The sequence below is a fragment of the Vibrio tritonius genome (assembly GCF_001547935.1).
Lineage (GTDB): Bacteria > Pseudomonadota > Gammaproteobacteria > Enterobacterales > Vibrionaceae > Vibrio > Vibrio tritonius.
On sequence record NZ_AP014635.1, the window covers coordinates 1,482,996 to 1,506,762 of the forward strand.

Annotated in this window: 17 protein-coding genes; 10 read left to right on the forward strand and 7 right to left on the reverse strand. The window is 43.0% G+C overall.

Annotated features, from left to right (window positions below):
- The first annotated feature begins 284 nt into the window (after positions 1–284).
- The 3 genes from JCM16456_RS06670 (at position 285) to nspC (ending at position 5,719) form a co-directional block, all read left to right on the forward strand.
- Positions 285–3,173, forward strand: coding sequence for a pyridoxal phosphate-dependent class III aminotransferase (locus JCM16456_RS06670; protein ID WP_068713472.1), 2,889 nt, complete (start codon positions 285–287; stop codon positions 3,171–3,173).
- Positions 3,174–3,189: 16 nt separating this feature from the next.
- Positions 3,190–4,440, forward strand: a complete 1,251-nt coding sequence (locus tag JCM16456_RS06675) for a carboxynorspermidine synthase (protein ID WP_068713473.1) — start codon at positions 3,190–3,192, stop codon at positions 4,438–4,440.
- A gap of 145 nt (positions 4,441–4,585) precedes the next feature.
- Complete coding sequence (gene nspC, locus JCM16456_RS06680) at positions 4,586–5,719, forward strand: carboxynorspermidine decarboxylase (RefSeq protein WP_068713474.1); 1,134 nt, start codon at positions 4,586–4,588, stop codon at positions 5,717–5,719.
- A gap of 130 nt (positions 5,720–5,849) precedes the next feature.
- Here nspC and JCM16456_RS06685 read toward each other — a convergent pair whose 3' ends face one another.
- Together JCM16456_RS06685 and JCM16456_RS06690 are read right to left on the reverse strand one after the other, a co-directional pair.
- Entirely contained in the window at positions 5,850–7,457 is a 1,608-nt protein-coding gene (locus tag JCM16456_RS06685) for a methyl-accepting chemotaxis protein (protein ID WP_068713475.1), read from the reverse strand.
- 301 nt (positions 7,458–7,758) lie between these two features.
- Positions 7,759–8,274, reverse strand: coding sequence for a glycine cleavage system protein R (locus tag JCM16456_RS06690; protein ID WP_068713476.1), 516 nt, complete (start codon positions 8,272–8,274; stop codon positions 7,759–7,761).
- Between the two features lie 740 nt (positions 8,275–9,014).
- Between JCM16456_RS06690 and JCM16456_RS06695 the strand changes: the two genes are divergently transcribed.
- Both JCM16456_RS06695 and JCM16456_RS06700 read left to right on the forward strand, forming a co-directional pair.
- Positions 9,015–10,256: a CinA family nicotinamide mononucleotide deamidase-related protein gene (locus JCM16456_RS06695; RefSeq protein ID WP_068713477.1), complete on the forward strand. Its 1,242-nt coding sequence runs from the start codon at positions 9,015–9,017 to the stop codon at positions 10,254–10,256.
- A gap of 268 nt (positions 10,257–10,524) precedes the next feature.
- Positions 10,525–10,779 carry a 30S ribosomal protein S6 modification protein gene (locus tag JCM16456_RS06700; protein ID WP_068713478.1) on the forward strand — a complete coding sequence of 85 codons (255 nt, stop codon included), beginning with the start codon at positions 10,525–10,527 and terminating at the stop codon, positions 10,777–10,779.
- A gap of 38 nt (positions 10,780–10,817) precedes the next feature.
- Here JCM16456_RS06700 and yfaE read toward each other — a convergent pair whose 3' ends face one another.
- The 4 genes from yfaE to ubiG form a co-directional block, all read right to left on the reverse strand.
- Positions 10,818–11,096 carry a class I ribonucleotide reductase maintenance protein YfaE gene (gene yfaE / locus JCM16456_RS06705; RefSeq protein ID WP_068713479.1) on the reverse strand — a complete coding sequence of 93 codons (279 nt, stop codon included), beginning with the start codon at positions 11,094–11,096 and terminating at the stop codon, positions 10,818–10,820.
- The gene (gene nrdB / locus JCM16456_RS06710; RefSeq protein ID WP_068713480.1) at positions 11,096–12,229 is read right to left on the reverse strand and encodes a class Ia ribonucleoside-diphosphate reductase subunit beta; all 1,134 of its coding nucleotides are present in this window, start codon (positions 12,227–12,229) and stop codon (positions 11,096–11,098) included. The genes yfaE and nrdB overlap by 1 nt, the downstream gene beginning before the upstream one ends.
- Before the next feature lie 131 nt (positions 12,230–12,360).
- The gene (gene nrdA, locus JCM16456_RS06715) at positions 12,361–14,646 is read right to left on the reverse strand and encodes a class 1a ribonucleoside-diphosphate reductase subunit alpha (RefSeq protein ID WP_068713481.1); all 2,286 of its coding nucleotides are present in this window, start codon (positions 14,644–14,646) and stop codon (positions 12,361–12,363) included.
- Between the two features lie 447 nt (positions 14,647–15,093).
- Positions 15,094–15,801, reverse strand: coding sequence for a bifunctional 2-polyprenyl-6-hydroxyphenol methylase/3-demethylubiquinol 3-O-methyltransferase UbiG (ubiG, locus tag JCM16456_RS06720; protein ID WP_082712235.1), 708 nt, complete (start codon positions 15,799–15,801; stop codon positions 15,094–15,096).
- A gap of 370 nt (positions 15,802–16,171) precedes the next feature.
- Between ubiG and gyrA the strand changes: the two genes are divergently transcribed.
- The 5 genes from gyrA to JCM16456_RS06745 all read left to right on the forward strand — a co-directional run bounded on the left by gyrA (position 16,172) and on the right by JCM16456_RS06745 (position 22,978).
- Positions 16,172–18,811 (forward strand): DNA topoisomerase (ATP-hydrolyzing) subunit A, encoded by a 2,640-nt coding sequence (gyrA, locus tag JCM16456_RS06725; RefSeq protein WP_068713482.1) that lies wholly within the window; start codon positions 16,172–16,174, stop codon positions 18,809–18,811.
- A 477-nt stretch (positions 18,812–19,288) separates the two neighbouring features.
- A complete protein-coding gene (locus tag JCM16456_RS06730; RefSeq protein WP_068713483.1) occupies positions 19,289–19,474 on the forward strand; it encodes a 3-demethylubiquinone-9 3-methyltransferase in 186 nt (61 codons plus the stop codon).
- Positions 19,475–19,803: 329 nt separating this feature from the next.
- Positions 19,804–20,403 carry a GTP cyclohydrolase II gene (locus tag JCM16456_RS06735; RefSeq protein ID WP_068713484.1) on the forward strand — a complete coding sequence of 200 codons (600 nt, stop codon included), beginning with the start codon at positions 19,804–19,806 and terminating at the stop codon, positions 20,401–20,403.
- Between the two features lie 239 nt (positions 20,404–20,642).
- A complete protein-coding gene (locus JCM16456_RS06740) occupies positions 20,643–22,208 on the forward strand; it encodes a L,D-transpeptidase family protein (protein ID WP_068713485.1) in 1,566 nt (521 codons plus the stop codon).
- Positions 22,209–22,324: 116 nt separating this feature from the next.
- Positions 22,325–22,978: an MBL fold metallo-hydrolase gene (locus JCM16456_RS06745; RefSeq protein WP_068715943.1), complete on the forward strand. Its 654-nt coding sequence runs from the start codon at positions 22,325–22,327 to the stop codon at positions 22,976–22,978.
- On the opposite strand, the gene JCM16456_RS06750 is transcribed toward JCM16456_RS06745, so the two are convergent.
- The gene (locus tag JCM16456_RS06750) at positions 22,975–23,658 is read right to left on the reverse strand and encodes a DUF2982 domain-containing protein (protein ID WP_068713486.1); all 684 of its coding nucleotides are present in this window, start codon (positions 23,656–23,658) and stop codon (positions 22,975–22,977) included. The genes JCM16456_RS06745 and JCM16456_RS06750 overlap by 4 nt on opposite strands.
- Positions 23,659–23,767: the final 109 nt, after the last annotated feature.

Below are 23,767 nucleotides of genomic sequence, written 5' to 3' on the forward strand. Positions count from 1 at the left end.
CTTGCTGCGCGTAAAACAGCATGTGAATGGGAAACCCAACATTGAAATCACATAACTTACACACATTGATCAGCTTCTTACTTCCACTATGCCCGGTCTGTCAGGACCAGAGTATAACCGAACCTTGATTTTCTGATTGTTAAATAGTTAGTGGCTCTCTATGTGGCCATAACCTGCTGTTGTTCCGCTGTACGTAAAGTATGAGCGGTTTGTTTGCTGTTTGTCGTCTCCTCATTGCTGATTCAATGAGGTAATGAACTGAAATTTTTATTCAAGGTGATGAAATGAGTACAGCCTTTGGTGTCGAGAATTCAATTTCGACCATGTTCTCTTCTCAAGTTCCAGTATTAACTGGTACATACGATCTAACTCCAGATGAAGTGCTTCTTGATCAAGCAGCAATGGAGTCAGAAGTCCGTTCTTACCCACGTCGTCTTCCTATTGCAATTAAGCAGGCATATGGCTGTTTAGTTGAAGACACTCGCGGACAAATCTTCCTAGATTGTCTTGCTGGCGCAGGTACCTTGGCTTTAGGGTACAATCACCCTGAGATCAACCAAGCATTGAAAGATCAGTTAGACGCTGGTTTGCCATATCAAACCTTAGATATTGCGACTAAAGCAAAAACAAATTATATCCAAGCTGTGCGTAATTTCTTACCGACAGAATTAGGGGATAATTGCGTCATTCAGTTCTGTGGTCCTTCTGGCGCAGACTGTGTTGAAGCCGCGATTAAACTAGCGAAACAAACGACTGGTCGCAACACCATGTTTGCTTTCCGTGGGGCATACCATGGCATGACAAACGGCACAATGGGCATGATGGGTAACTTGGGGACGAAAGCTCGTCGTACAGGTTTGATGTCTGACGTTCATTTTATGCCTTTCCCATACGATCTACGCTGCCCGTTTGGTCTTGGCGGTGATGAAGGTGCCAAAGCTGGTATTCGTTATATCGAACGTCTTCTTAATGATGACGAAGCCGGTATTGCTAAACCTGCGGCTATCATCGTAGAACCTGTTCAAGGTGAAGGCGGTGTGGTTCCTGCCCCAGCATTCTGGCTACGTGAACTTCGTCGTATCTGTGACGAGCACGGCATCATGCTTATCTTTGATGAAATCCAATGTGGTGTTGGTAAAACAGGTTACAACTTCGCGTTTGAAGAATCCGGTATTGTGCCTGATGTATTGTGTTTGTCTAAAGCAATTGGTGGCGGTATGCCAATGTCATTGCTTGTTATCAACAAGAAGTGCGATACATGGCGTCCGGGTGAACACACGGGAACATTCCGTGGTAACCAACTTGCGATGGTTGCAGGCGCTAAGGCATTAGAAATCATTACACGTGACAATCTGACTCAGGAAGCTCGTGAGAAGGGTGCTTATTTGCGTGCTGGCTTTGAAAAGATTGCTCAACGCCTTAACTGTGTTGCTGATGTGCGTGGTAAAGGTTTGATGCTTGGGCTTGAAATCAAAGACCCAAGTGGTGAACTTAACAAGTTTGGCGAACCTAAAGCGGGATCGGAACTGACACTTAAGATTCAGCGTGCAGCACTTGAGCGTGGCTTGATGGTGGAAAAAGGTGGCCGTGAAGGTTCGGTTATTCGTTTCCTACCGCCATTGATTATCTCTTACGAACAACTTGATTTTGCGCTACGTGTGCTTGAAGAAGCCATGATTGCTGCAGGCGCAAGCCGTGTTGAGGAAGAAGAAGCACATAATCAAGAGTGGAAAAAGCACTTTATCCATACTGGCGCTTTAGGCAGTAAAGATTTCGCTCGTGCAATGCACCAAACGACAGAAGCAATGCGTGCTGTGTTTGAACAAGTCAATGCGCCTTATTCAGGTCTAGAGCCTGAGCAACTAGAGCAGGCCATTAATGCGGTTGATCTAGACAACAAAAATGCGCCACTTCAACAAGTGATTGAAGAAACGGCTGAACTTGTTGCTAAAAACTCAATTATTGTACAGCACCCACACTGTATTGCGCACTTACATACGCCACCATTGATGCCATCTGTGGTCGCTGAAGCGATCATTGGTTCACTTAACCAATCAATGGACTCTTGGGACCAAGCTTCTGCAGCGACTTATGTTGAGCAAAAAGTGGTTAATTGGTTATGTGACAAATATGATCTGGGCGCAGCTTCTGACGGTATTTTCACTAGTGGTGGTACTCAAAGCAACCAAATGGGCTTAATGCTCGCTCGTGATTGGATCGCAGACAAAACATCGGGTCACTCAATTCAAAAATTGGGTCTACCAGAGTATGCGGACAAATTACGCATCATCTGTTCTAAGAAATCTCATTTCACAGTGCAAAAATCTGCTGCGTGGATGGGGCTTGGTGAAAAAGCAATTATTGCTGTTGATGCACATGACAACGGCACGATGGATGTGTCTCAGCTTAATGATGTGATTGCGTCAGCGAAAGCGGAAGGGTTAATTCCATTTGCTATCGTTGGTACAGCAGGTACAACCGATCACGGTGCTATTGATGATTTGAATGCGATTGCCGATGTCGCTCAAGAACATGGCATTTGGATGCATGTAGATAGTGCTTACGGCGGTGCTTTGATTCTAAGTAGTCACAAAGATCGTTTATCTGGTATCGAACGCGCACAATCTATCAGTGTTGACTTCCACAAATTGTTCTTCCAAACAATCAGTTGTGGTGCCTTGATTGTCAGTGATAAAGCAAATCTTAAATACTTGCTTCATCATGCTGACTATTTAAATCGTGAACACGATACATTGCCAAATCTTGTGGACAAGTCCATTGCAACCACAAAACGTTTTGATGCGCTAAAAGTGTTTATGACAATGCAAAGTGTTGGTCCTAAACAATTAGGTGCTATGTACGATCACTTGCTAGCTCAAACACTGCAAGTGGCTGATATGGTCCGCAGCAACTCTGCTTTTGAGCTGTTGGCTGAGCCATCTCTTTCTACGGTATTGTTCCGTACCGTAAATGCTAAAGCGGCTAATTTGGACAAACTGAACCAGAAAGTTCGAATTGAAGCTTTAGTTAAAGGTATCGCTGTGTTAGGCGAAACCGTTGTGAATGGTCAATCTGCATTGAAATTCACAATCCTGAACCCATGCTTAAAGACCTCAGATTTTGAGGCTTTACTGGCTAACATTGAAACTCTAGCTGAAGAGCTAGCGAACTAAAGGTATTAAAACAAAAATGTCTATTCTACAGATTGGGGCGGGCGGAGTTGGTTGGGTTGTTGCACATAAAGCAGCTCAAAACAATGACGTGCTGGGTGATATTACCATTGCTTCTCGTTCTATTGAGAAGTGTGAGAAGATCATTGAATCGATTAAAGGTAAAAATAACCTGAAAGATTCTACTAAGAAGTTAGAAGCGAAAGCAGTTAATGCTGACGACGTGGAAGCGTTGGTGGCATTAATTAAAGACGTGCAACCTGATCTTGTTATTAACGCTGGCCCTCCTTGGGTCAACGTTTCTATCATGGAAGCATGTTATCAAGCTAAAGTTTCTTACTTAGACACTTCTGTCGCTGTGGATTTATGTTCAGAAGGTCAACAAGTTCCTGAAGCTTACGACCCTCAATGGGCATTCCGTGAGAAGTTTGAAGAAGCAGGAATCACCGGCATCCTTGGTGCTGGTTTTGACCCTGGTGTTGTTAGTGTGTTTGCCGCATATGCTGCCAAACACCTTTTTGATGAAATAGAAACCATTGATGTTATGGACATTAATGCAGGTGACCACGGTAAAAAGTTTGCGACTAACTTTGACCCAGAAACGAACATGCTTGAAATCCAAGGTGATTCTTTCTACTGGGAACAAGAAGAATGGCATCAAGTACCATGTCACACTCGTATGATGGAATTTGATTTTCCACGTTGTGGCAACTTCAAAGTTTACTCAATGGCGCATGATGAAGTACGTTCACTAAAAGAATTCATCCCAGCAAAACGCATTGAGTTTTGGATGGGCTTTGGTGACCGTTATCTAAACTACTTCAACTGCATGCGAGATATTGGTTTGCTAAGTGCAGATCCTGTAACACTGCAAGACGGCACATCGGTTTATCCACTTAAAGTATTGAAGGCATTATTGCCTGATCCAACCTCGTTGGCACCAGGTTACACTGGTTTAACGTGTATTGGTACTTGGGTTCGTGGTAAGAAAGATGGCAAAGAGCGCAGTGTATTCATCTATAACAATGCAGACCATGAAGTCGCTTATAAAGATGTTGAACATCAAGCCATTGCTTATACTACCGGCGTACCAGCGATTACCGCTGCACTGCAGTATTTCCGTGGTGAGTGGGCTGGCAAAGGTGTGTACAATATGGAGCAATTGAATCCAGACCCATTCTTGGAAACCATGCCAACCATTGGTTTGAGCTGGGATGTACAAGAGTTGGATCCAAGTGAGCCTGTGATTCACCATCTTGATAAAGAATAATCGTCGCTTATTGTGATTTAATTGAACAGCTGTAGTGAATGCTACGGCTGTTTTTTTCTGGCACAAGGGCTACTTATACCAATCATGGTCATGATGTCGTTCGATAATGGCAGTGATTGGTTTGATAACGGTAAAGAGATTCAACATGCAGAAAAGTGATTTGAAAACTCCGTATTTTATGATTGATGAAGCTAAGTTAATTCATAACTTGGAAATCGCTAAACGTCTTAAAGAGCTATCAGGTGTTAAACTGGTTCTTGCTCTGAAATGTTTCTCAACTTGGGGCGTTTTTGACATCATCAAACCTTACCTTGATGGTACAACCAGCTCAGGTCCTTTTGAAGTAAAACTCGGTTATGAAACCTTTGGCGGAGAAACGCACGCCTACAGTGTGGGTTATTCTGAAGAAGATGTGAAAGAAGTTGCTGATATCTGCGACAAGATGATCTTTAACTCTCAATCACAATTAAAAGCTTACCGCCATATTATTGAGGGTAAAGCATCGATCGGTTTACGTTTGAATCCGGGCGTAAGTTATGCGGGGCAAGACCTTGCTAACCCTGCGCGTCAATTTTCTCGTTTAGGTGTTCAAGCTGACCATATCGACCCTGCCGTGCTTGAAACGGTTAACGGTGTGATGTTCCACATGAACTGTGAAAATAAAGATGTAGATGCCTTTACGTCTTTGTTGGATGCGATCTCAGAACGGTTTGGCGCTTACCTAGACAACATGGAATGGGTGAGTCTTGGTGGCGGCGTTTTCTTTACTTGGCCGGGCTACGATGTTGAAAAATTAGCCGTCGCGCTTAAAGCCTTCTCTGAGCGTCACGGTGTACAACTTTACTTAGAGCCGGGTGAAGCGATCATCACTAAGACCACCGACTTAGTAGTAACGGTTGTGGACTTGGTTGAGAATGGCATGAAGACAGCTATCGTTGATTCTGCCACAGAAGCGCACCGTTTAGATACGCTGATCTATAACGAGCCAGCGTCTATTATGGAAGCGTCAGAGCAGGGTGAACACGAATACGTGATTGGTTCATGTTCTTGTTTGGCTGGCGACCAATTTTGTGTGGCTCGTTTTGCTGAGCCGCTGCAAATTGGCCAACGCCTACACATTATGGACAGTGCCGGCTATACCATGGTGAAACTCAACTGGTTTAATGGTTTGCGTATGCCAACGGTGTACTGTGAACGTTCTAATGGTGAAATTCAAAAACTCAACGAGTTTGGTTTTGAAGATTTCAAACGTTCATTGTCACAATGGTCGGTTTATTAATTACTCGATGGCCATAGCCAAATAACCGCCAGACGCGGTTGCAGCCAATACAACTAGCCCGTCTAATTGGACGGGCTAGTTTCTCGGTGCTTAGAGTGTTCGTTTAATCTGCTTCATATCGGTTCTGCTATTAGAGAACAAAACGTTTTAACTCGCCATCAAGCTGACGGGATAAGTCGGCCAATTTTTCGCTTTCTTCTGCTAGATAATTTGCCGCTTGAGACATTTCGGAAGCAGAATCATTAATGCCACTCACGTTTTTATTCATGTCTTCTGCAACGACGCTTTGCTCTTCCGCTGCGGTCGCGATTTGTGTTGCGTTGTCACTGACTTTTCGAATGTGGCTAACGATAAGGGATAAATCACTGCCCGCATTTTCAGCACGTTCCACACTGTCGTAAGCCAATTTTTGACTTGTTTCCATTGAGGTTGCAGAAGCCATAGCTAATTGTTGCAAGCGGTTGATGGTGGTTTGAATTTCATCCGTTGAGTGGTGAGTTCGGCTTGCCAAATTACGCACTTCTTCGGCAACGACTGCAAACCCACGGCCTTGTTCACCAGCGCGTGCAGCTTCAATGGCGGCATTTAATGCCAAGAGATTCGTTTGCTCAGAGATGCCACTAATGACGGCAGTGACTTCACTGATTTCCATTACGCCTTCTTTCAGTTTCGTGACTTGGTTGTTGGCACTTTCTAGTTCATCTGTGAGGGCTTTAATACTGTCCACACTGGCGTGAACATCTTTATCTCCCATATTGGCTTCATTACTTGCTTCTTGGGTATCTTTCGCCGTATCTTCCGCATGACGTGCTACCTCAGAGACAGTTGCACTCATTTCATTCATTGCGGTTGCAAGGCTATTTAATTGCCCTTGCTGACTAATAACAGATTGACTTGTTTCTTCTGCGGTGGAAGCGATACGTACAGCCGCTTCTGCCACTGCATTAGCTGAGGTTACCGATTGAGAAAGTGCCTCATGCACGGCACCAATACTTTCATTCACTCGTTTACCGAGAATACCGATCTCATCCTTACCGTCATAATCGACGCGGGCTGTGAGATCGCCTTTTGCGATTTTGTACATGGTTTGTACAATCTTTTCGAGCGGTTGTAAGATAGAATTACGCACGACCACGCCTAGAATGATCATAATTATAACCACAATCGCGGCAGCAATAGCCATTGATGTAAATTGTTGGTTAACTGCTGTTTCAATATCATCAATTAACATACCTGAGCCAACAACCCACCCCCAAGGTGCGAAACCTTGAACAAAAGATAGCTTTTTGGCATTAGTTCCGTTACTTAACTGCCAGTCGTATTCAATTTTCCCGCTTTTTCCTCCTTTGGCAATATTCACTGCACGTAACCATACGTTATCGGCTGCTGGGTTACTACCGCCCATGGTTTTACCGATTAAATCGGGTTGCACCGGATGAACAATCGCGCGCCGACTCTCATCAATGACAAACACATAGTTACCATTATCGTAACGTTGGTTATTGATGAGCTCTTTGGCGAGTTTTTGTGCTTGCTCCTTAGGATAGATAGCGTTGAGATGCGAGATTTGGGAAAGCGTACTTTGTACTACTGCTTTGAGCCGGGCTTCTCGTTCGAATTTGAGGTTGTCTTCTAGGGCGTTTGCGGCAATGAGCAGCATACAAATAAACCCTAAGACACTCGCGATTAAAATTAGAGTAAACTTGTGGCCAACTTTAATATTTTTTAGATGAAACATTACGATTACCACCTAGCTAGGTTACACGCACTTGGGTTGCGTTTAGGTTGTTGATTCTGTTTTGGGGGAATGTTTATGAAACGTATTGAGCACTCAATGAGTTCCATAATAAAGCGTGGTAGAAAAGAATGAATTTTCTACCACAAACGAAGTAGAGTGTTAACTAGCTCAAGATTTTTTTTGCGGTGAGTAATAAAAGGAGATAGTGAAGGACTATCTCCTGAATAATATGGTTAGTGGCATATCCCAATGACCTAAAGATGCAAATTCAGAGCTCCATTAAGGTTAGTTGGGTGTAGAATCATTTTGATGTAATCATGACACGAGTGTCTTCAGAAAGAGACTCCAATTCTTTAGCAAGATCGTCTATCTGTCTGTCTGCTGGAAGCCTCAACGCGATATTGGCAGTAAAAATACTGGCTTGCACACCACCGTCGTTAGCGATGAAAACGCGGTTACAGTCCATATCCAATAACGTAATGCCTTGGGAGTCGAGTAGGTGAGTAATATCGTTGACGATACCGGTTCGATCGTTAGCATCCAAACGCAATTTAAACACGGTATGTTCATCGTGCGGCTGAACATCACTGTCTACAATACTGACTGTCAGCTCAGGGTAGGAAATAAACGCATCTTTGACGATGTCAGCACGATCAATAGGGACTTCAACCTTAATAATAGCGGCTATTTGTTGGTCAATAAAATTGACTTTACTAATGAGCCACTTACCTTCGTTCTCATTGGTAATCGCTGCCAAGTTCTTCAATGTGCTTGGTGAGGTTTTGCCAATAAAGCTGACTACAAAGTTCGAAATCATAACAACTCTCCAAACGTTCGGTTGGGCTAAGATACGTGACGCTATCTGTCCTCAGGTGAGGACCTGTATCTGGTGTGCGAAACTAAGGTTTCAGCAGCCACTTGAGATTAGATATACCCAAATGACCTCAGGATGCAGACTTCAGAGCTTCATCAACGAGCACAGGTCAAGCTCAATGACGGCAGGAATGGCATTCCCTTTCAACGTCATAGGGCGCAGATATGGGCTTGTTGATGAGCTCCCAAAGGGCAAGTTGTATTCGCTTCTATGCTGCGTTACCGATTTTCTACGTAGAATAACTATGTATTCAAATCGGTGCCTTGCCTATAAGCGAATACATTCTCGCTGAAACAGCATCTTGAGGTTACTTGGGTATAGTTAGTGTATTACGTGAGAAAAAACAGGCTATGACCTTCTTCAAAGATCCACAAGTTGTTTCTAATACTCCTATTAAGAGGTAGAGCTAACTTTTTGAACTAGCGAGGATCCATGCCAGCAATAGTGATTTGTATTCGCTGAATTCTGAGTACAATAGTATGACAAAATTAGTACTCTGGATTTGTTATCATCAAGTTCAAATGTGACTATACCCAAATAACCTCAAGATACATTCTCGCTGAAACAGCATTTTAAGGTTACTTGGGTTATAGCGTTATCTATAGATGACAAGTACAGTAGAGACTCTACTCTTATTAGAGTTGCTGATCAGAGCGGTCGAAAGAACAATAAGGTGAAAGTATATGCTTAAAATTGCGATGTTGAGTACCGGAGAAGAAGTTCTACATGGGGACATCGTCGATACGAATGCCGCGTGGTTAGGTCGAGAATGTTTTCAACATGGCTTTGCTTTAGCCAAACGTTCCACTGTTGGAGATAGTCAAGCAACGATTACCGAAGAGTTGATGATGCTGAGCTTTAATTATGATGTGGTGATCGTCAATGGTGGCTTGGGGCCGACAAGTGATGACTTAAGCGCTGTAGCGGCAGGAGAGGCGGCAGAGCAACCATTAGTGTTGTTTCCAGAATGGGTCAAAGTAATGGAAGGCTTTTTTGCGTCACGTAATAAAAAGATGCCTGAAAGCAACTTAAAGCAGGCAATGTTGCCAGAAAAAGCAACGATCGTGGACAACCCGATCGGTACAGCTTGTGGATTTAAATTACTGATCAATGACTGTTGGTTCTATTTTACTCCCGGGGTGCCGAGTGAGTTTAAGCGAATGGTTAGCGAGCAGATACTACCTGATCTCTCCGCCATGTACCCAGAAGAGCCTCGTTTGGAATGCAGCTATTTTTATACCTTTGGTTCGTCTGAATCCGGTCTTTCCGATATTCTCGATAAAATGCAATTGCCGGAAGGTTATTCGTTGGGCTACCGTTCTTATTTACCATTTATCGAAATCAAGTTGTTTGGTCCGGCGGGCGATGATGATGTTCGTTTAAAATTGGCTCAAATAATCTATCGTCATATCGAGCCTTTCCTTGTGAGCGTGGATGAACCCATGCTCGACCATTTAGGCCATTTAATGCAGGATAAACAACAAACGCTGTCGATTGCTGAGCAAAGCAGTAAAGGGTGGTTATCTTATTGGCTACAAGGTAACAGTAATATTGAGCAGCTTTGTGGTCATAGTTGGGTATTGAGTCAGAAAGTCGAAGCTGATCTAGGAATAAAAGACCCGTTAGCTGCGGCATTTGCTTTGGCAGGCGCTACCAAAGAAAAATGTGGTACCCATCTCGCGTTGGTCACGGGACCCTTAACGGATGACGATCAATTTACGGTTGCGTTGTCAGCTCCTGAGGGAGAGTGGGGACAAATTTTCCGCTTTAGTCGGCGTTATACTGCAGACGACCAGAAACAGGTTATTGGTACGCTAGCGGCAGATATGTTGCGCCGCTATTTATCCGGCAAACCAGTCTTTACTCAGTACAATGCAACAATGAAAGTAAAAGAGCTTTACCTTCCTGCTAGTGCGTTAAATTAATTTCCCCTTTTAGTGAGGGTAGGGGGCATTTGACCTATCCTCACCTTGTCATTATCGTTCTCATACGTTCTTTAGTGCCATCAATATTATGAATGATAAGCTTATTCCCAATAGAATGAGATAATCATTTTTTATGCGTAATTTGTCTAAGAACTAACCACCTGATTTCGATAGAGAGCTTAATTAATAGTCAAAATTGCGCTTTTTTTACTGGTTTTTATCGGTACACTAAATCGACCAATAAACAATAAGTCGGCAGGAGGCTGGTATGTTTAACCAATCCAAATTGTTGGTCTGGTATGAGGTAGCAAGTCAAAAAGTCGTTTTAGGTGAAGCGCTTAGCAGTGGTGTTTATGATATTGCATCTATGTGGCGGCATGTCCCAACAGATTGGGAAGAGCAGGACCGTTTAGGCTATCGTTTATCTTTGTTTGATGCTGATGGCAGAGAGATTGCCGCTAAACCGATCTCCGTAGGGTTGGTTGATGAAATCCTTTCCGGAATGAAACAAGCCAGAGCATAGCTCTGGCTTTTCTTTCTGGTTCAAATGCGTGTAACGGATTACGCGCGTTTGGCTTTTACTTGATAACGAACATCTTTTAACGTAACTGCAGTTTTGGCCTTACAAATACAAGGCAAAACCTCTCCGGGTTGCGTATATGCCATGGCAAAACCAACGTACTCCACGGAGCCATCAACTAACTTGCAACGGCAAGCTCCACAATGCCCATCTCGGCAGTGATATTCTGGAACAAGACCTGCTTGCTCCATAGTTTCTAACAACGTATTTGATGAATTTGACTCAATGGTAATGCTGTCGTTGATTTTGACCTGTGCCATTACAGTTCGAAGCCCTCGAAGTCATCACTATTGACTTCAGTATCGATTTGGCCAACCAAGTAAGAGCTGATTTCAGCTTCTTGTGGTGCAACCTGTACGTTATCCGAAGAGAGCCACGCATTGATCCAAGGAATCGGGTTGGTCGTTGCGCCTGGGTAAGCTGCATCTAAGCCAACCGCTTGCATACGGATGTTGGTGATGTATTCAACGTATTGGCATAGAATGTCTTTATTCAAACCGATCATTGAGCCATCTTTAAATAGGTATTCAGCCCACTCTTTTTCTTGTTCAGCTGCTTCTTTGAACAGGTCAAAACACTCTTGCTTAGCTTCTTCGGCAACTTGAATGAATGAAAAATCATCCATACCATTACGCAACAAGTTAATCATGTGCTGAGTTCCCGTTAGGTGCAACGCTTCATCGCGGGCAATCAGTTTAATGATTTTGGCATTACCTTCCATCAGTTCGCGTTCCGCAAAAGCGAATGAACAAGCAAAACTGACGTAGAAACGAATCGCTTCTAGCGCGTTTACAGACATCAAGCATAAGTAGAGTTGTTTCTTCAGCGCCTGTAGGCTCACACTGACGTTTTCGCCATTGAGATTATGTTCGCCTTCACCAAAACGATGGTAGTCATTGGTTAGTTGAATGAGCTTGTCATAATAGTGAGAAATGTCTTTGGCACGTTTGATGATGTGGTCGTTTTCAACAATATCGTCAAATACGAGCGCAGGATCATTTACGATGTTACGAATGATGTGCGTGTATGAGCGAGAGTGAATCGTTTCAGAAAATGACCATGTTTCAATCCAAGTTTCTAGCTCAGGTAGAGAAACCAATGGTAGTAGTGCGACGTTTGGACTGCGCCCTTGGATAGAATCCAACAGAGTTTGATATTTCAAGTTAGAGATGAAGATGTGTTTTTCATGCTCTGGTAGCTTGGCGTAATCGATGCGATCTGAAGATACGTCAACTTCTTCTGGACGCCAGAAGAAAGAGAGTTGCTTTTCAATAAGCTTTTCAAAGATTTCGTATTTCTGTTGGTCGTAGCGCGCTACGTTTACTGGCTGACCTAAGAACATAGGTTCTTTCAATTGGTCATTTTTTGTTTGAGTAAAAGTACTGTAAGCCATGTCACTTTCATCCGTTTGGTTACTGCTATTGAACTTGCAGCAACGTTCAAATTAATGAGGGTTTGCTCTGCAAAGGAGTCACTTATCCAAGTAACTCCTTTGTGGTTCAGAGCGAGATATCGTCAAACCGCTTAGATTTTACAAGCACCGCCTGCACAATCATCATCTTGTGGTTGAGCCACCGCGTCTTTTTGATCGTCTTTCGCACCATCACGTGTGTTATGGTAGTACAGAGTTTTAACACCAAATTTATAAGCGGTTAGCAGATCTTTTAGCAGCTGTTTCATTGGCACTTTGCCTGTTTCATAGCGGCTTGGATCGTAGTTTGTATTTGACGAAATCGCTTGGTCAACAAACTTCTGCATAACGCCTACTAAGTGTAGGTAACCATCGTTGTTTGGGATATTCCAAAGCAATTCGTAGTTATCTTTATACTTAGTAAACTCTGGAACCACTTGTTTCAAGATACCATCTTTTGACGCTTTTACCGATACGTAGCCACGAGGTGGTTCAATACCATTGGTTGCGTTCGAAATCTGAGATGAGGTTTCTGAAGGCATCAACGCGGTTAAGGTTGAGTTACGTAGACCATGTTCCATGATCTCTTTACGTAGCCCATCCCAATCGTAGTGCAGCGGCTCTTCACAAATAAGATCGATATCTTTCTTATACGTGTCGATTGGCATCAGGCCTTTCGCGTAGTTAGTTTCGTCAAACGCAGGGCAGCGACCTTGCTCTTTGGCTAAATTCATCGACGCTTTCAATAGGTAGTATTGGATCGCTTCGAAAGTACGGTGAGTTAAACCAACCGCGCTGTCATCTGAATAGCGTACGCCATTTTTCGCTAGGTAGTAAGCGTAGTTGATTACGCCAACACCTAAAGTGCGACGGTTCATGGTCGACTTACGTGCCGCTGGTAGAGGGTAGTCCTGGTAATCCAAAAGAGCGTCTAGCGCACGAACAACCAGTTCAGACAGTTCCTCAAAGTCATCTAGAGATTTGATTTCGCCTAAGTTAAACGCAGATAGCGTACATAGCGCGATTTCACCAGAATCGTCTTCAACGTTAGTCAACGGTTTGGTCGGTAGAGCAATTTCTAAACATAGGTTAGATTGACGTACCGGTGCAACGCTGGCATCGAAAGGGCTGTGAGTATTACAGTGGTCAACGTTCTGAATATAGATACGACCCGTTGAAGCGCGCTCTTGCATCAATAGTGCAAACAGCTCAACCGCCTTAACGGTTGTCTTCTTGATGGATGGATCATTTTCATATTTTACATACAGACGTTCGAACTTATCTTGGTCTTCGAAGAAGGCATCGTAAAGCCCTGGTACGTCAGAAGGAGAGAACAACGTAATGTTGCCGCCTTCAACCAGACGTTGATACATCAGTTTATTCAACTGAACACCATAGTCCATATGACGAACACGGTTTTCTTCAACACCGCGGTTGTTACGCAACACTAGTAGCGATTGAGCTTCGCCATGCCATAATGGGTAGAACACGGTAGCTGCACCGCCACGAACGCCGCCTTGAGAACAGCATTTCACAGCAGTTTGGAAATATTTGTAGAATGGGATACAACCCGTGTGGAATGCTTCACCACCACGAATTTCAGAGCCCAATGCACGAATACGACCTGCATTGATACCAATGCCAGCACGTTGAGATACGTAACGTACGATAGAGCTAGCGGTAGCGTTGATAGAATCTAGGCTATCACCACATTCAATCAATACACATGAGCTGAACTGACGAGTTGGGGTACGCACACCTGCCATGATAGGGGTTGGCAGAGAGATCTTAAACGTAGACGTCGCATCGTAGAAACGTTTGATGTAGCTCAGACGCGTTTCTTTCGGATAGTTAGCAAACAGACATGCCGCAACTAAGATGTACAGAAACTGTGCGCTTTCGTAGATTTGACCCGTCACGCGGTTTTGTACAAAGTATTTACCTTCTAGCTGTTTAACTGCAGCGTAAGAGAAGTTCAAGTCACGGCGGTGGTCGATATAAGAGTCTAACTGGTCTAACTCGGCACGAGTGTAATCAGTTAAAAGGTGTTTATCGTATTTACCGGTCTCAACCATTTTCGTTACGTGATCGAAAAGCGATGGTGGCTCGTATTCGCCGTACGCTTTTTTACGTAGGTGGAAAATGGCAAGACGTGCTGCCATGTATTGATAGTCTGGCGTCTCTTCAGAGATAAGATCCGCTGCAGATTTAATAATGGTTTCGTGAATGTCTGAAGTGGTGATGCCTTCATAGAACTGAATGTGAGCGCGTAGTTCTACTTGAGAAACAGAGACGTTCTCTAAACCTTCAGCCGCCCAAGTAATTACGCGGTGAATTTTGTCGAGATTGATCTTTTCTTTACGGCCATCACGTTTAGTGACAGTGAGTTCTTGGTTCATTCTGCTTTATTTCCCTAACAAAACTGATAAAAGCTGCATTTTGTTTAGTTGTTGTCGAATAACTGCTAACTTTTCTCAAAAAGCAAACCCTATAGATAGTGGGTCAAAACACTATATATAGGGGTCTGTGTCGTTTCGCATTACAAGATAGTGCCATCAAATGGCTATTGCAAGTAAGAGTTCTTGTAAAGATTGTGGATAACTTGCAAAACAAAAAAAATCAGTTAGTGACTACTTACCGATGATCTAAGAGCAGGGTTGAAGTGAAAAAATCCCCACTTAGAGATTGATTTATTGATAACCAATAACAAAAAAAATATCTTGATCTTTGAGAGAAAATGACTCCGCAAACTTAGGTGATTAAAGTGGAATCAAACGCACAAATTCCCACCGAAATATGGCAGTTTTTCACTCTGGTTAATTTGTTATCAATTGCCGGCTATCAAACTAAAAAAGTCGAGTATGGACAATGTAATTGACATCCACATTACGGCCGAGGCGATAAGTGTCTGTTATCGGGTTATACAATAGCCCGGTGATGCCCATCTCTTGCAGTGGCGTGTGGTCAATCATCTTCATCATTTCAGATGGGCGAATGAACTTGTCATGATCGTGCGTGTTATCGGGTACGATCTTCAATAGTTTTTCTGCGCCAACAATTGCGAACAGGTAGGACTTAAAGTTACGGTTTAAGGTTGAAAAGAAAACGTGGCCACCAGGTTTGACTAAACGTGAGCAGGCATCAATAACGGATTGCGGGTCAGGAACGTGTTCGAGCATCTCCATACATGTCACTACATCATAGTGCTGTGGATTGGCTTGCGCGTGATCTTCAATAGTACTTTGAATATAGTCGAGTTTTGTGCCGGTTTCTAAGGCATGCAGTCTGGCCACTTCAAGCGGCTCTTTACCCATATCTAAACCAGTAACGTGTGCACCTTCACGAGCCATACTTTCAGCAAGAATGCCTCCACCGCAACCGACATCGAGCACTTGTTTATCAAACAAACCGTTGGCTTTATCTAAAACGTAATTGAGACGCAGTGGGTTAATTTGATGCAGAGGTTTAAATTCCCCATTGAGATCCCACCAGCGAGAAGCCATATCTTCGAATTTTTTTATTTCGTTTGGATCGACATTTTGTGCTTGAGTCATGCGTATCTTGCCTATGATGCTCATTAGAAACGTGTTGAGTGTGGTTGGCATTATAACCTTGCGATAAAAGTTAACCAGTGCTTATCTCTGATTACCTGCTGTGTGACTAATTTTTCAACGCTTTATCTTTGATAAATAGACGAATGAGCAAATTGTCGACAAACGAATCTCAACCAAAGTCACAACATGATAAAAGCAGTGGGAAAGTAATGCCTCAACTTCAAAATTTGTGTTATATTTTTTCACCTTATACGTATCAATTATATCTAGATGGCAATTCAAGCCATTTTTGGTTAAATGCTAATCAAAGTGGCAAGGAAAGCCGTTTTATCTGGATATACCGATCAAACTATAGAGGGATAATGGCTCTATGAGCGATCTAGCTAGAGAGATCACGCCCATAAACATTGAAGATGAGCTTCGTGGTTCATACCTAGACTATGCGATGTCAGTTATCGTTGGTCGTGCTCTTCCTGATGTGCGTGATGGCCTAAAACCAGTACACCGTCGTGTGTTATTCGCGATGAATGTATTGGGTAATGACTGGAACAAACCTTATAAAAAATCTGCTCGTGTTGTTGGCGACGTAATCGGTAAATATCACCCACATGGTGATACGGCGGTGTACGACACTATCGTACGTATGGCTCAGCCATTCTCACTACGTTACATGCTAGTAGATGGTCAAGGGAACTTTGGTTCGATCGATGGCGACTCCGCTGCGGCAATGCGTTATACCGAAGTTCGTATGGCAAAAATTGCACACGAGTTGCTAGCAGACCTAGACAAAGAAACTGTCGATTTCGTTGATAACTATGACGGTACTGAGCAAATTCCAGCCGTATTGCCAACGAAAATTCCTAACCTACTGGTTAACGGTGCTTCGGGTATCGCCGTAGGTATGGCAACCAATATTCCACCGCATAACTTAACAGAAGTGATTAACGGTTGTTTGGCCTACATCGGTAATGAAGACATCACTATCGATGAGTTAATGGAATATATTCCAGGTCCAGACTTCCCTACGGCAGCTATCATTAGTGGCCGTAAAGGCATCATCGACGCATATAAAACCGGTCGCGGTAAAGTGTATATGCGTTCGAAAGCGGAGATTGAAACTGAGAAAAATGGTCGCGAAACCATTATTGTCACGGAAATCCCATATCAAGTGAACAAAGCTCGCTTGATTGAGAAAATTGCAGAACTAGTAAAAGATAAGAAAGTAGAAGGCATCAGTGCACTACGCGATGAATCTGACAAAGATGGTATGCGTATTGTTATTGAATGTAAGCGCGATGCGGTTGGTGAAGTGGTTCTAAATAACCTATATGCCAATACTCAGCTACAAACGACTTTCGGTATCAACATGGTGGCACTAAATGAAGGCCAACCACAGTTGTTTAACTTGAAAGACATGCTGAAATGCTTCGTAAACCACCGCCGTGAAGTGGTGACCCGTCGTACTATTTACGAATTACGTAAAGCACGCGATCGTGCACATATCTTGGAAGGTTTGGCGCTAGCATTAGCCAACATTGATGAAATCATCGAACTGATTCGTCGTGCTCCAACACCAGCAGAAGCGAAGCAAGGTCTGGTGGCTCGTGGTTGGGAGTTGGGCCATGTTGCAGCAATGCTTGAACGTACTGGTGAAGACGCTCGTCCAGAGTGGCTAGAGCCTAACTTCGGCATTCGTGACGGTCTTTACTACCTAACAGAGCAACAAGCTCAGGCTATCTTGGATTTGCGTCTACACCGTTTAACGGGTCTAGAACACGATAAGATTCTTGATGAATACAAAGCGTTACTAACACAAATTGAAGAACTGTTGTTCATTCTGTCTAGCACAGAACGTTTGATGGAAGTCATTCGCGAAGAGCTTGAAATTGTTCGTGATACCTATGGCGATGCTCGTCGTACTGAGATCACTGCAGCGAGCCATGATATCGACCTAGAAGAGCTGATTGCACGCGAAGATGTTGTTGTTACCCTGTCACACGAAGGTTATGTTAAGTATCAGCTACTGAGCGATTACGAAGCACAACGTCGTGGTGGTAAAGGTAAGAGTGCAACACGCATGAAGGATGAAGACTTTATCGAACGTCTATTGGTTGCCAATACGCACGATAACATTCTTTGTTTCTCAACTCGTGGTAAAGCTTACCGCTTGAAAGTGTACCAATTGCCACATGCAACTCGTACTGCGCGTGGCAAGCCGATTGTCAACATTCTACCGCTTGAAGCGAATGAACGTATTACGGCTATCTTGCCAGTATCTGAATACTCTGCAGATCAGTTTATCTTCATGGCTACGGGTGATGGTACGGTTAAGAAAACATCCTTGGATCAGTTTGCTAACGTACGTGCTAACGGCCTGATTGCGGTTAACCTGCGTGATGACGACTCTCTAATCGGTGTTGATATTACAAATGGCCAAGACGATATCATGCTGTTCTCTGAATCGGGCAAAGTTGTTCGCTTTAATGAAGAGCATGTGCGTGGTATGGGTCGTACTGCGTCTGGTGTTCGTGGTATGAAACTGCCAGAAGGTGATCAAGTGGTGTCGTTGATCGTGCCTAAACACGATGGTGATATCCTGACGGTGACTGAAAACGGTTACGGTAAGCGCACAGCATTAAGCGAATACCCACAAAAAGGTCGTGCGACACAAGGTGTTGTATCGATCAAAGTGTCTGAACGTAACGGTTCTGTAGTGGGCGCAGTTCAAGCAGCAGAAGGTGATGAGTTCATGATGATCACTAATGCTGGCACCTTGGTTCGTACTCGCGTGGCTGAAGTTAGCCAAGTGGGTCGTAACACTCAAGGTGTAACGCTCATCCGTACCTCTGAAGAAGAGCAGGTTGTTGCACTACAACGTATCGAAGAAGTAGAAGAGACAGAAGAGGAGCTTGTTGAAGGCGAATCAGAAGTTGTTGAAACTAAAGATATTGTTGAAGAAAACAAAGACAACGATGCTACATCAGAAAGTGATGAAGGCGAACAAGAATAAGGCGAAATAGCCTAATGGTTGTTTGACACCTCATAAATAATAAAGATAAAGCCGGATGAATAATCCGGCTTTTTTTATTGATCAAAATCGAGAGTAAATAGATCTATTATTAAGATCCACAAAATGATCCTTAATTAAATGACACTAATATGGATCCTAAATTATTTTGCTCCAAATATATAAGAGTGGAAATTGAGTAAATTTTTTTCAATAATTTATTTACATTTGATAAATTTATATATAATTATTATAAATAGTGACAAAGTTTAAACGCTGAGCGCCGTAGTAACGTTTCGTAGAAAAAATGAACGCAAACAGCTGGTTCTTTCAACTACGGATAGATTTGAAAGGAATGCAAGGTTAAATTTGTGATAATTATCCCATAATTCCTATTCAGATAGCATATATCAGTGAAACATGTTATTATTTTTGAGACTTATCCATATTTAATCGCAATATTGCATTGGGGAAACCATCGTGGAATACGAAATTATTACTCAGTTAAAAAAGGATTTTTATTCGCGTATTCGTTCGATTCAAACGGAGTCTGTCCCGCAATCGCAATGTAAACCAACGTTATCTCTGTTGACTGAAGAAGAGCTTAAACAGTTGGAGCAAATTTGGGTTGAATTAACGATGTGGAAGAACAATCAGCGTCATTGATAGTCTGTAAAAAAATGGTGCGCTAAGCATTTTACCCAAGTAAAGAATGTTAAACCCAGGTCTGTGAATGAGCTGGGTTTTTTGTTGCGCTTTTTTTAAAATGTTATAATATAACATTTTAAAGTAATCAATTTTCGTTGAAAAAATGGGAATGTATCCCCATAGTTAGCAACACGAAAAGAAATCGATGTGTAGGCTATACTCAAATCACTTTCATCTTTTCCCTGTTTCGTACTGATGAAGAAAATTTGATTTGTTCTTCGTTGATCGAAGTGATTTAAGTATAAGTAAAATGCACAATGACATTACATAGATAAGTGAGTGAAGATATGGCGGAAGTAAGAGCCAGGGTTGACTTCAAAGTGGGTGCTAAGAGTAATATCGATGCAGAAATTCTCTCTTTCCACGGTCTCAAAACAGAAAAAGAACACGTGGCAGTCATCTTTAAACATGCAGATGAAACTCAAGAAGTGCCACTGGTGCGAATGCACTCAGAATGTTTAACTGGGGATGTATTCCATTCTTCCCGTTGTGACTGTGGTGAGCAGTTGGAAGAAACCATTAATAAAATGGGCCTACATGGCGGCATTATTTTGTATTTACGCCAAGAAGGGCGAGGCATTGGTTTGTACAACAAGATTGATGCTTACCGTTTACAAAGCCAAGGTATGGATACTTATCAAGCTAATAACCAGCTTGGTTTTGCTGACGACCTGCGTGATTTCACTGAAGCCGCGCAAATGCTTAAAGCACTTAACGTTACCAAAATACGCTTGGTGACGAACAATCCCAAAAAAGTTCGTGAGCTTAAAGAGCACGGGATAGAGATTGTTGATGTGGTCAATACTGCCGCACACATTAAAGATGGTAATGAAAACTACCTGAAAGCAAAAGTCTCTCATGGCCATCACCACCTCAAATTGTCCTAGTTTGAGGGGTAGTATAGGAAAAGAGTTAAACGCAGCTCTAAGGCGTTTTCAGTGCGTCTGAGCGTGTTGTTTGGCGTGCTGTCCTTTTCTACTTTGTGTAAAAAGATAAAAACCCTGCTTTGCAGGGTTTTTTGTTGCCTACACAGCGCTATTGAGAAAATAATTATTACTTCCCTTGTAACACCAGCGCAAATCTTTGCCATACTATCGTAAGTTGTTATTTTGCATAGGTTGAATGGATGAAGCTACGCTTTCTCTGCTGGATGGTATTTTTGTTCGTATTGGGCAGTCGGCATGTTGGTGCACAAAGCTTACAATCTTTTGTTGACCGCTCTTGGATTGTTGAAAAATCACCTGTCACTTTTTTTATTCAATATCCTGCTCAGCTGGAACAAATCTACGCTAAAAATAATTATCGTCGTCTTTGGTACGATTTGAATAGTGGTTTAGCGTTAGAGCATCAATTGGAGTTGATCAAATATGCAGGAATAAGTCCGTTATTTGATCGCCAGTTACGCTATCTCACCTTATATCGTGAAAGAAAGTCGTGGTACGAATATGATCTTCTAGCAACGGATACGCTACTCATGTTTCTAAGCTATGCAGAGCAAGCGCCGCAGGAAGGCATGACGTGGTTCTTCAAATTAAAGCTTAACCACCGATTATCAGCACCGAGTAAGGAAGCCATGTTTAATCTAGAAATGGCTTTTGAATTGCACACCATTATCGACCTCATTAATGAATACGCCCCGCGTGATAAAAGTTATTTCCAATTGGTGAAAGCATACGATTTTTTAGGGAAGATTGCGCATGAATCGTTACCTATATATCAACCAAACGTCACTGTTACCCCAGGAAATATGTTGCCAGATCGTCGTACCTTAATTACCCGTCTGGCGCTGGTCAATATCGACACAACGCGAATCAACCCTGAGGGCGACTATTACGACGATTCTCTGGTCACTGCTGTGCAACGTTTTCAACGTATGCATGGCATGAAAGCCGATGGCGTTATTGGTGCGACAACCCTGCGTTGGTTAAATATGACAATTGCTGACAGGCGGCGTCTTCTGGCTCTTAATGCGGAACGTATGCGGCTATGGCCGCGACAAGAACAGGCCTCCATCGTAGTTAATGTTCCTGAATATAAAATGACGTATTGGTATGAGGGAGATCGGGTATTTCAATCGCCAGTTATTGTGGGGAGAAGAAGCCGGCCGACCCCCCTGATTACGACAAGGCTTGATTCACTGGTCTTTAATCCCGTGTGGAATGTTCCGCATCGAATTATGGTCGAGGATATACTTCCTTTGGCCATAGAGAAGCCAGATTATCTTAAACGGCACAACATCGAAGTCGTAAAACAATGGCGTGATACCGACGTGATTGCCCCCGAGACGATCGATTGGCAGGCAATGAATCCGTATCGTTTCCCATACAAAATGCGCCAATCGGCTGGGGAAAATAACGCGCTGGGGTTATATAAATTCAACACTCCGAATCGCAGAGCTATTTACCTGCATGACACGCCCCATAAAGAGTTGTTTGATAACACGGTTCGGGCTTATAGCTCTGGTTGTGTGCGTGTACAAGATGCGCGTGGTTTTGCGCAATTACTGATGAAGACGCCGGGCTTAACAACTGAGCCGACAGGTGAAGATGAAGCGAGCAGCAATTTTTCCGTTGCTCTTAAACAGAGAATTCCGGTTCGGATGATCTATCAGACAGTGTGGTATGAACAAGGAGAACTCCATTATCGAGCGGATATTTATCGCTATGACCGCTTAAAGAGAAAAGATCGATAAAGAGAGTAAGGTAAATGGGTACCCATCTACACCGAGCTGCCAAAGCGCGTCACTTGTCAAATAGAGGTTACAGTGTCATAGTGCAATCAATTTTGATAGACAAACAAGGTTTTATTATGTCTCTCCAATACCAAATTGTTCCTGTCACTTCATTTGCACAAAACTGTTCTATTGTTTGGTGTGATGAAACCATGGAAGGGATCGTTATCGATCCAGGTGGTGATGCAAAACAGTTGGCAACCTTGATCAACGAGTTAGGAGTCAACGTTAGCCAACTAGTATTGACTCATGGGCATCTGGATCATGTTGGTGGCACAGAAGATTTAGCTCGTCGTTTAGAGCATGTCCGTATTGTAGGGCCACACAAAGAAGATGAGTTCTGGTTACAAGGGTTAGAGTCTCAAAGCCAAATGTTTGGTTTTGCAAAAACAGAAGCGTTTGAACCCGACCAATGGCTTAACGACGGTGATACGATCACTTTCGGCAAGCAAGTTTTACACGTATTCCATACCCCAGGTCATACACCGGGTCATGTCATTCTGTTCAGTGAAACTGCTCGTTTGGCCTTTGTTGGTGATGTGCTATTTAATGGCAGTATTGGCCGTACTGATTTCCCTCGTGGTGATTTCAATACTTTGATTCAATCAATTAAAACCAAATTATGGCCATTGGGTAAAGACGTCACATTTGTACCAGGTCATGGACCGCAATCCACTTTCGGCCATGAGCGGGCAAGCAACCCATTTGTTGCTGACGAAATGCCGCTTTAATGATGGTTTGGTTCTGGCTCGGCTGCGGCTAAGTAGCGTCGCGCCAGACCCACAAAATCCTCCGCATCCCTATCTAAATCAGCCGTTGAAATATAAATGTCGTAGCCGTGAAATTCGCGCTGGTAACGCATGCGATTAGCGAGCATGGCTTTTAACCCTGAATATTGCTTCCCATTGGATGCTTGGTAAGGTAAAGCATCAAGAATAATGTCTTCAAACTGCACCCCCATCGGGTTCTGTTTAGCCCCAAGATAGAGTAGTGCTCTTTGACTCATTAAAATATCGCTCGCTAATCGTGGGCAAATACTCTCCAAATAGGGTTCATAGTGTTTTAAACGAATGCCAATCCATGGTAGCGGTTTACACCATCCTTCTGCATTTTGATATTCACATACACCAATGCTTTGCACATTACTCCATTTTATCACCCAACCACCTTTTGCAACTTGTTGAGAGAGGTGAGTCGCGGTCAAGGTAAACTGCACTAAACTCAAGCGAAAAAGCCAGTACGATAAGCCAAATAGAATGAGCAGTAGACAAACAATAACGACGACGAGATAAGGCGTGGGCGCAAGCCATAGAGTTAAACAAAAAAGGATTCCAAACAGGCCTATCGATCCCCATTTAATCCAAGGTGTTTGCAAATCAATATAATGATTGGATAGATGAACAGTTTGCATATGATTGATTATTACTGATTGAAAACTCTGTATTTATACCCAGTAATTACTAACCGGATCACTATAACGCATGGTTAAATAGTAGTCATCCACTTCGATAAAATGTATT

Coding starts and splice junctions, on each gene's coding strand:
- JCM16456_RS06685 (WP_068713475.1), bottom strand. CDS start 7,457: ATGTTTCATCTAAAAAATATTAAAGTTGGCCACAAGTTTACTCTAATT.
- JCM16456_RS06700 (WP_068713478.1), top strand. CDS start 10,525: ATGTTTAACCAATCCAAATTGTTGGTCTGGTATGAGGTAGCAAGTCAA.
- JCM16456_RS06690 (WP_068713476.1), bottom strand. CDS start 8,274: ATGATTTCGAACTTTGTAGTCAGCTTTATTGGCAAAACCTCACCAAGC.
- JCM16456_RS06740 (WP_068713485.1), top strand. CDS start 20,643: ATGAAGCTACGCTTTCTCTGCTGGATGGTATTTTTGTTCGTATTGGGC.
- JCM16456_RS06745 (WP_068715943.1), top strand. CDS start 22,325: ATGTCTCTCCAATACCAAATTGTTCCTGTCACTTCATTTGCACAAAAC.
- nspC (WP_068713474.1), top strand. CDS start 4,586: ATGCAGAAAAGTGATTTGAAAACTCCGTATTTTATGATTGATGAAGCT.
- JCM16456_RS06695 (WP_068713477.1), top strand. CDS start 9,015: ATGCTTAAAATTGCGATGTTGAGTACCGGAGAAGAAGTTCTACATGGG.
- yfaE (WP_068713479.1), bottom strand. CDS start 11,096: ATGGCACAGGTCAAAATCAACGACAGCATTACCATTGAGTCAAATTCA.
- JCM16456_RS06750 (WP_068713486.1), bottom strand. CDS start 23,658: ATGCAAACTGTTCATCTATCCAATCATTATATTGATTTGCAAACACCT.
- nrdB (WP_068713480.1), bottom strand. CDS start 12,229: ATGGCTTACAGTACTTTTACTCAAACAAAAAATGACCAATTGAAAGAA.
- gyrA (WP_068713482.1), top strand. CDS start 16,172: ATGAGCGATCTAGCTAGAGAGATCACGCCCATAAACATTGAAGATGAG.
- JCM16456_RS06670 (WP_068713472.1), top strand. CDS start 285: ATGAGTACAGCCTTTGGTGTCGAGAATTCAATTTCGACCATGTTCTCT.
- ubiG (WP_082712235.1), bottom strand. CDS start 15,801: ATGACTCAAGCACAAAATGTCGATCCAAACGAAATAAAAAAATTCGAA.
- JCM16456_RS06675 (WP_068713473.1), top strand. CDS start 3,190: ATGTCTATTCTACAGATTGGGGCGGGCGGAGTTGGTTGGGTTGTTGCA.
- nrdA (WP_068713481.1), bottom strand. CDS start 14,646: ATGAACCAAGAACTCACTGTCACTAAACGTGATGGCCGTAAAGAAAAG.
- JCM16456_RS06735 (WP_068713484.1), top strand. CDS start 19,804: ATGGCGGAAGTAAGAGCCAGGGTTGACTTCAAAGTGGGTGCTAAGAGT.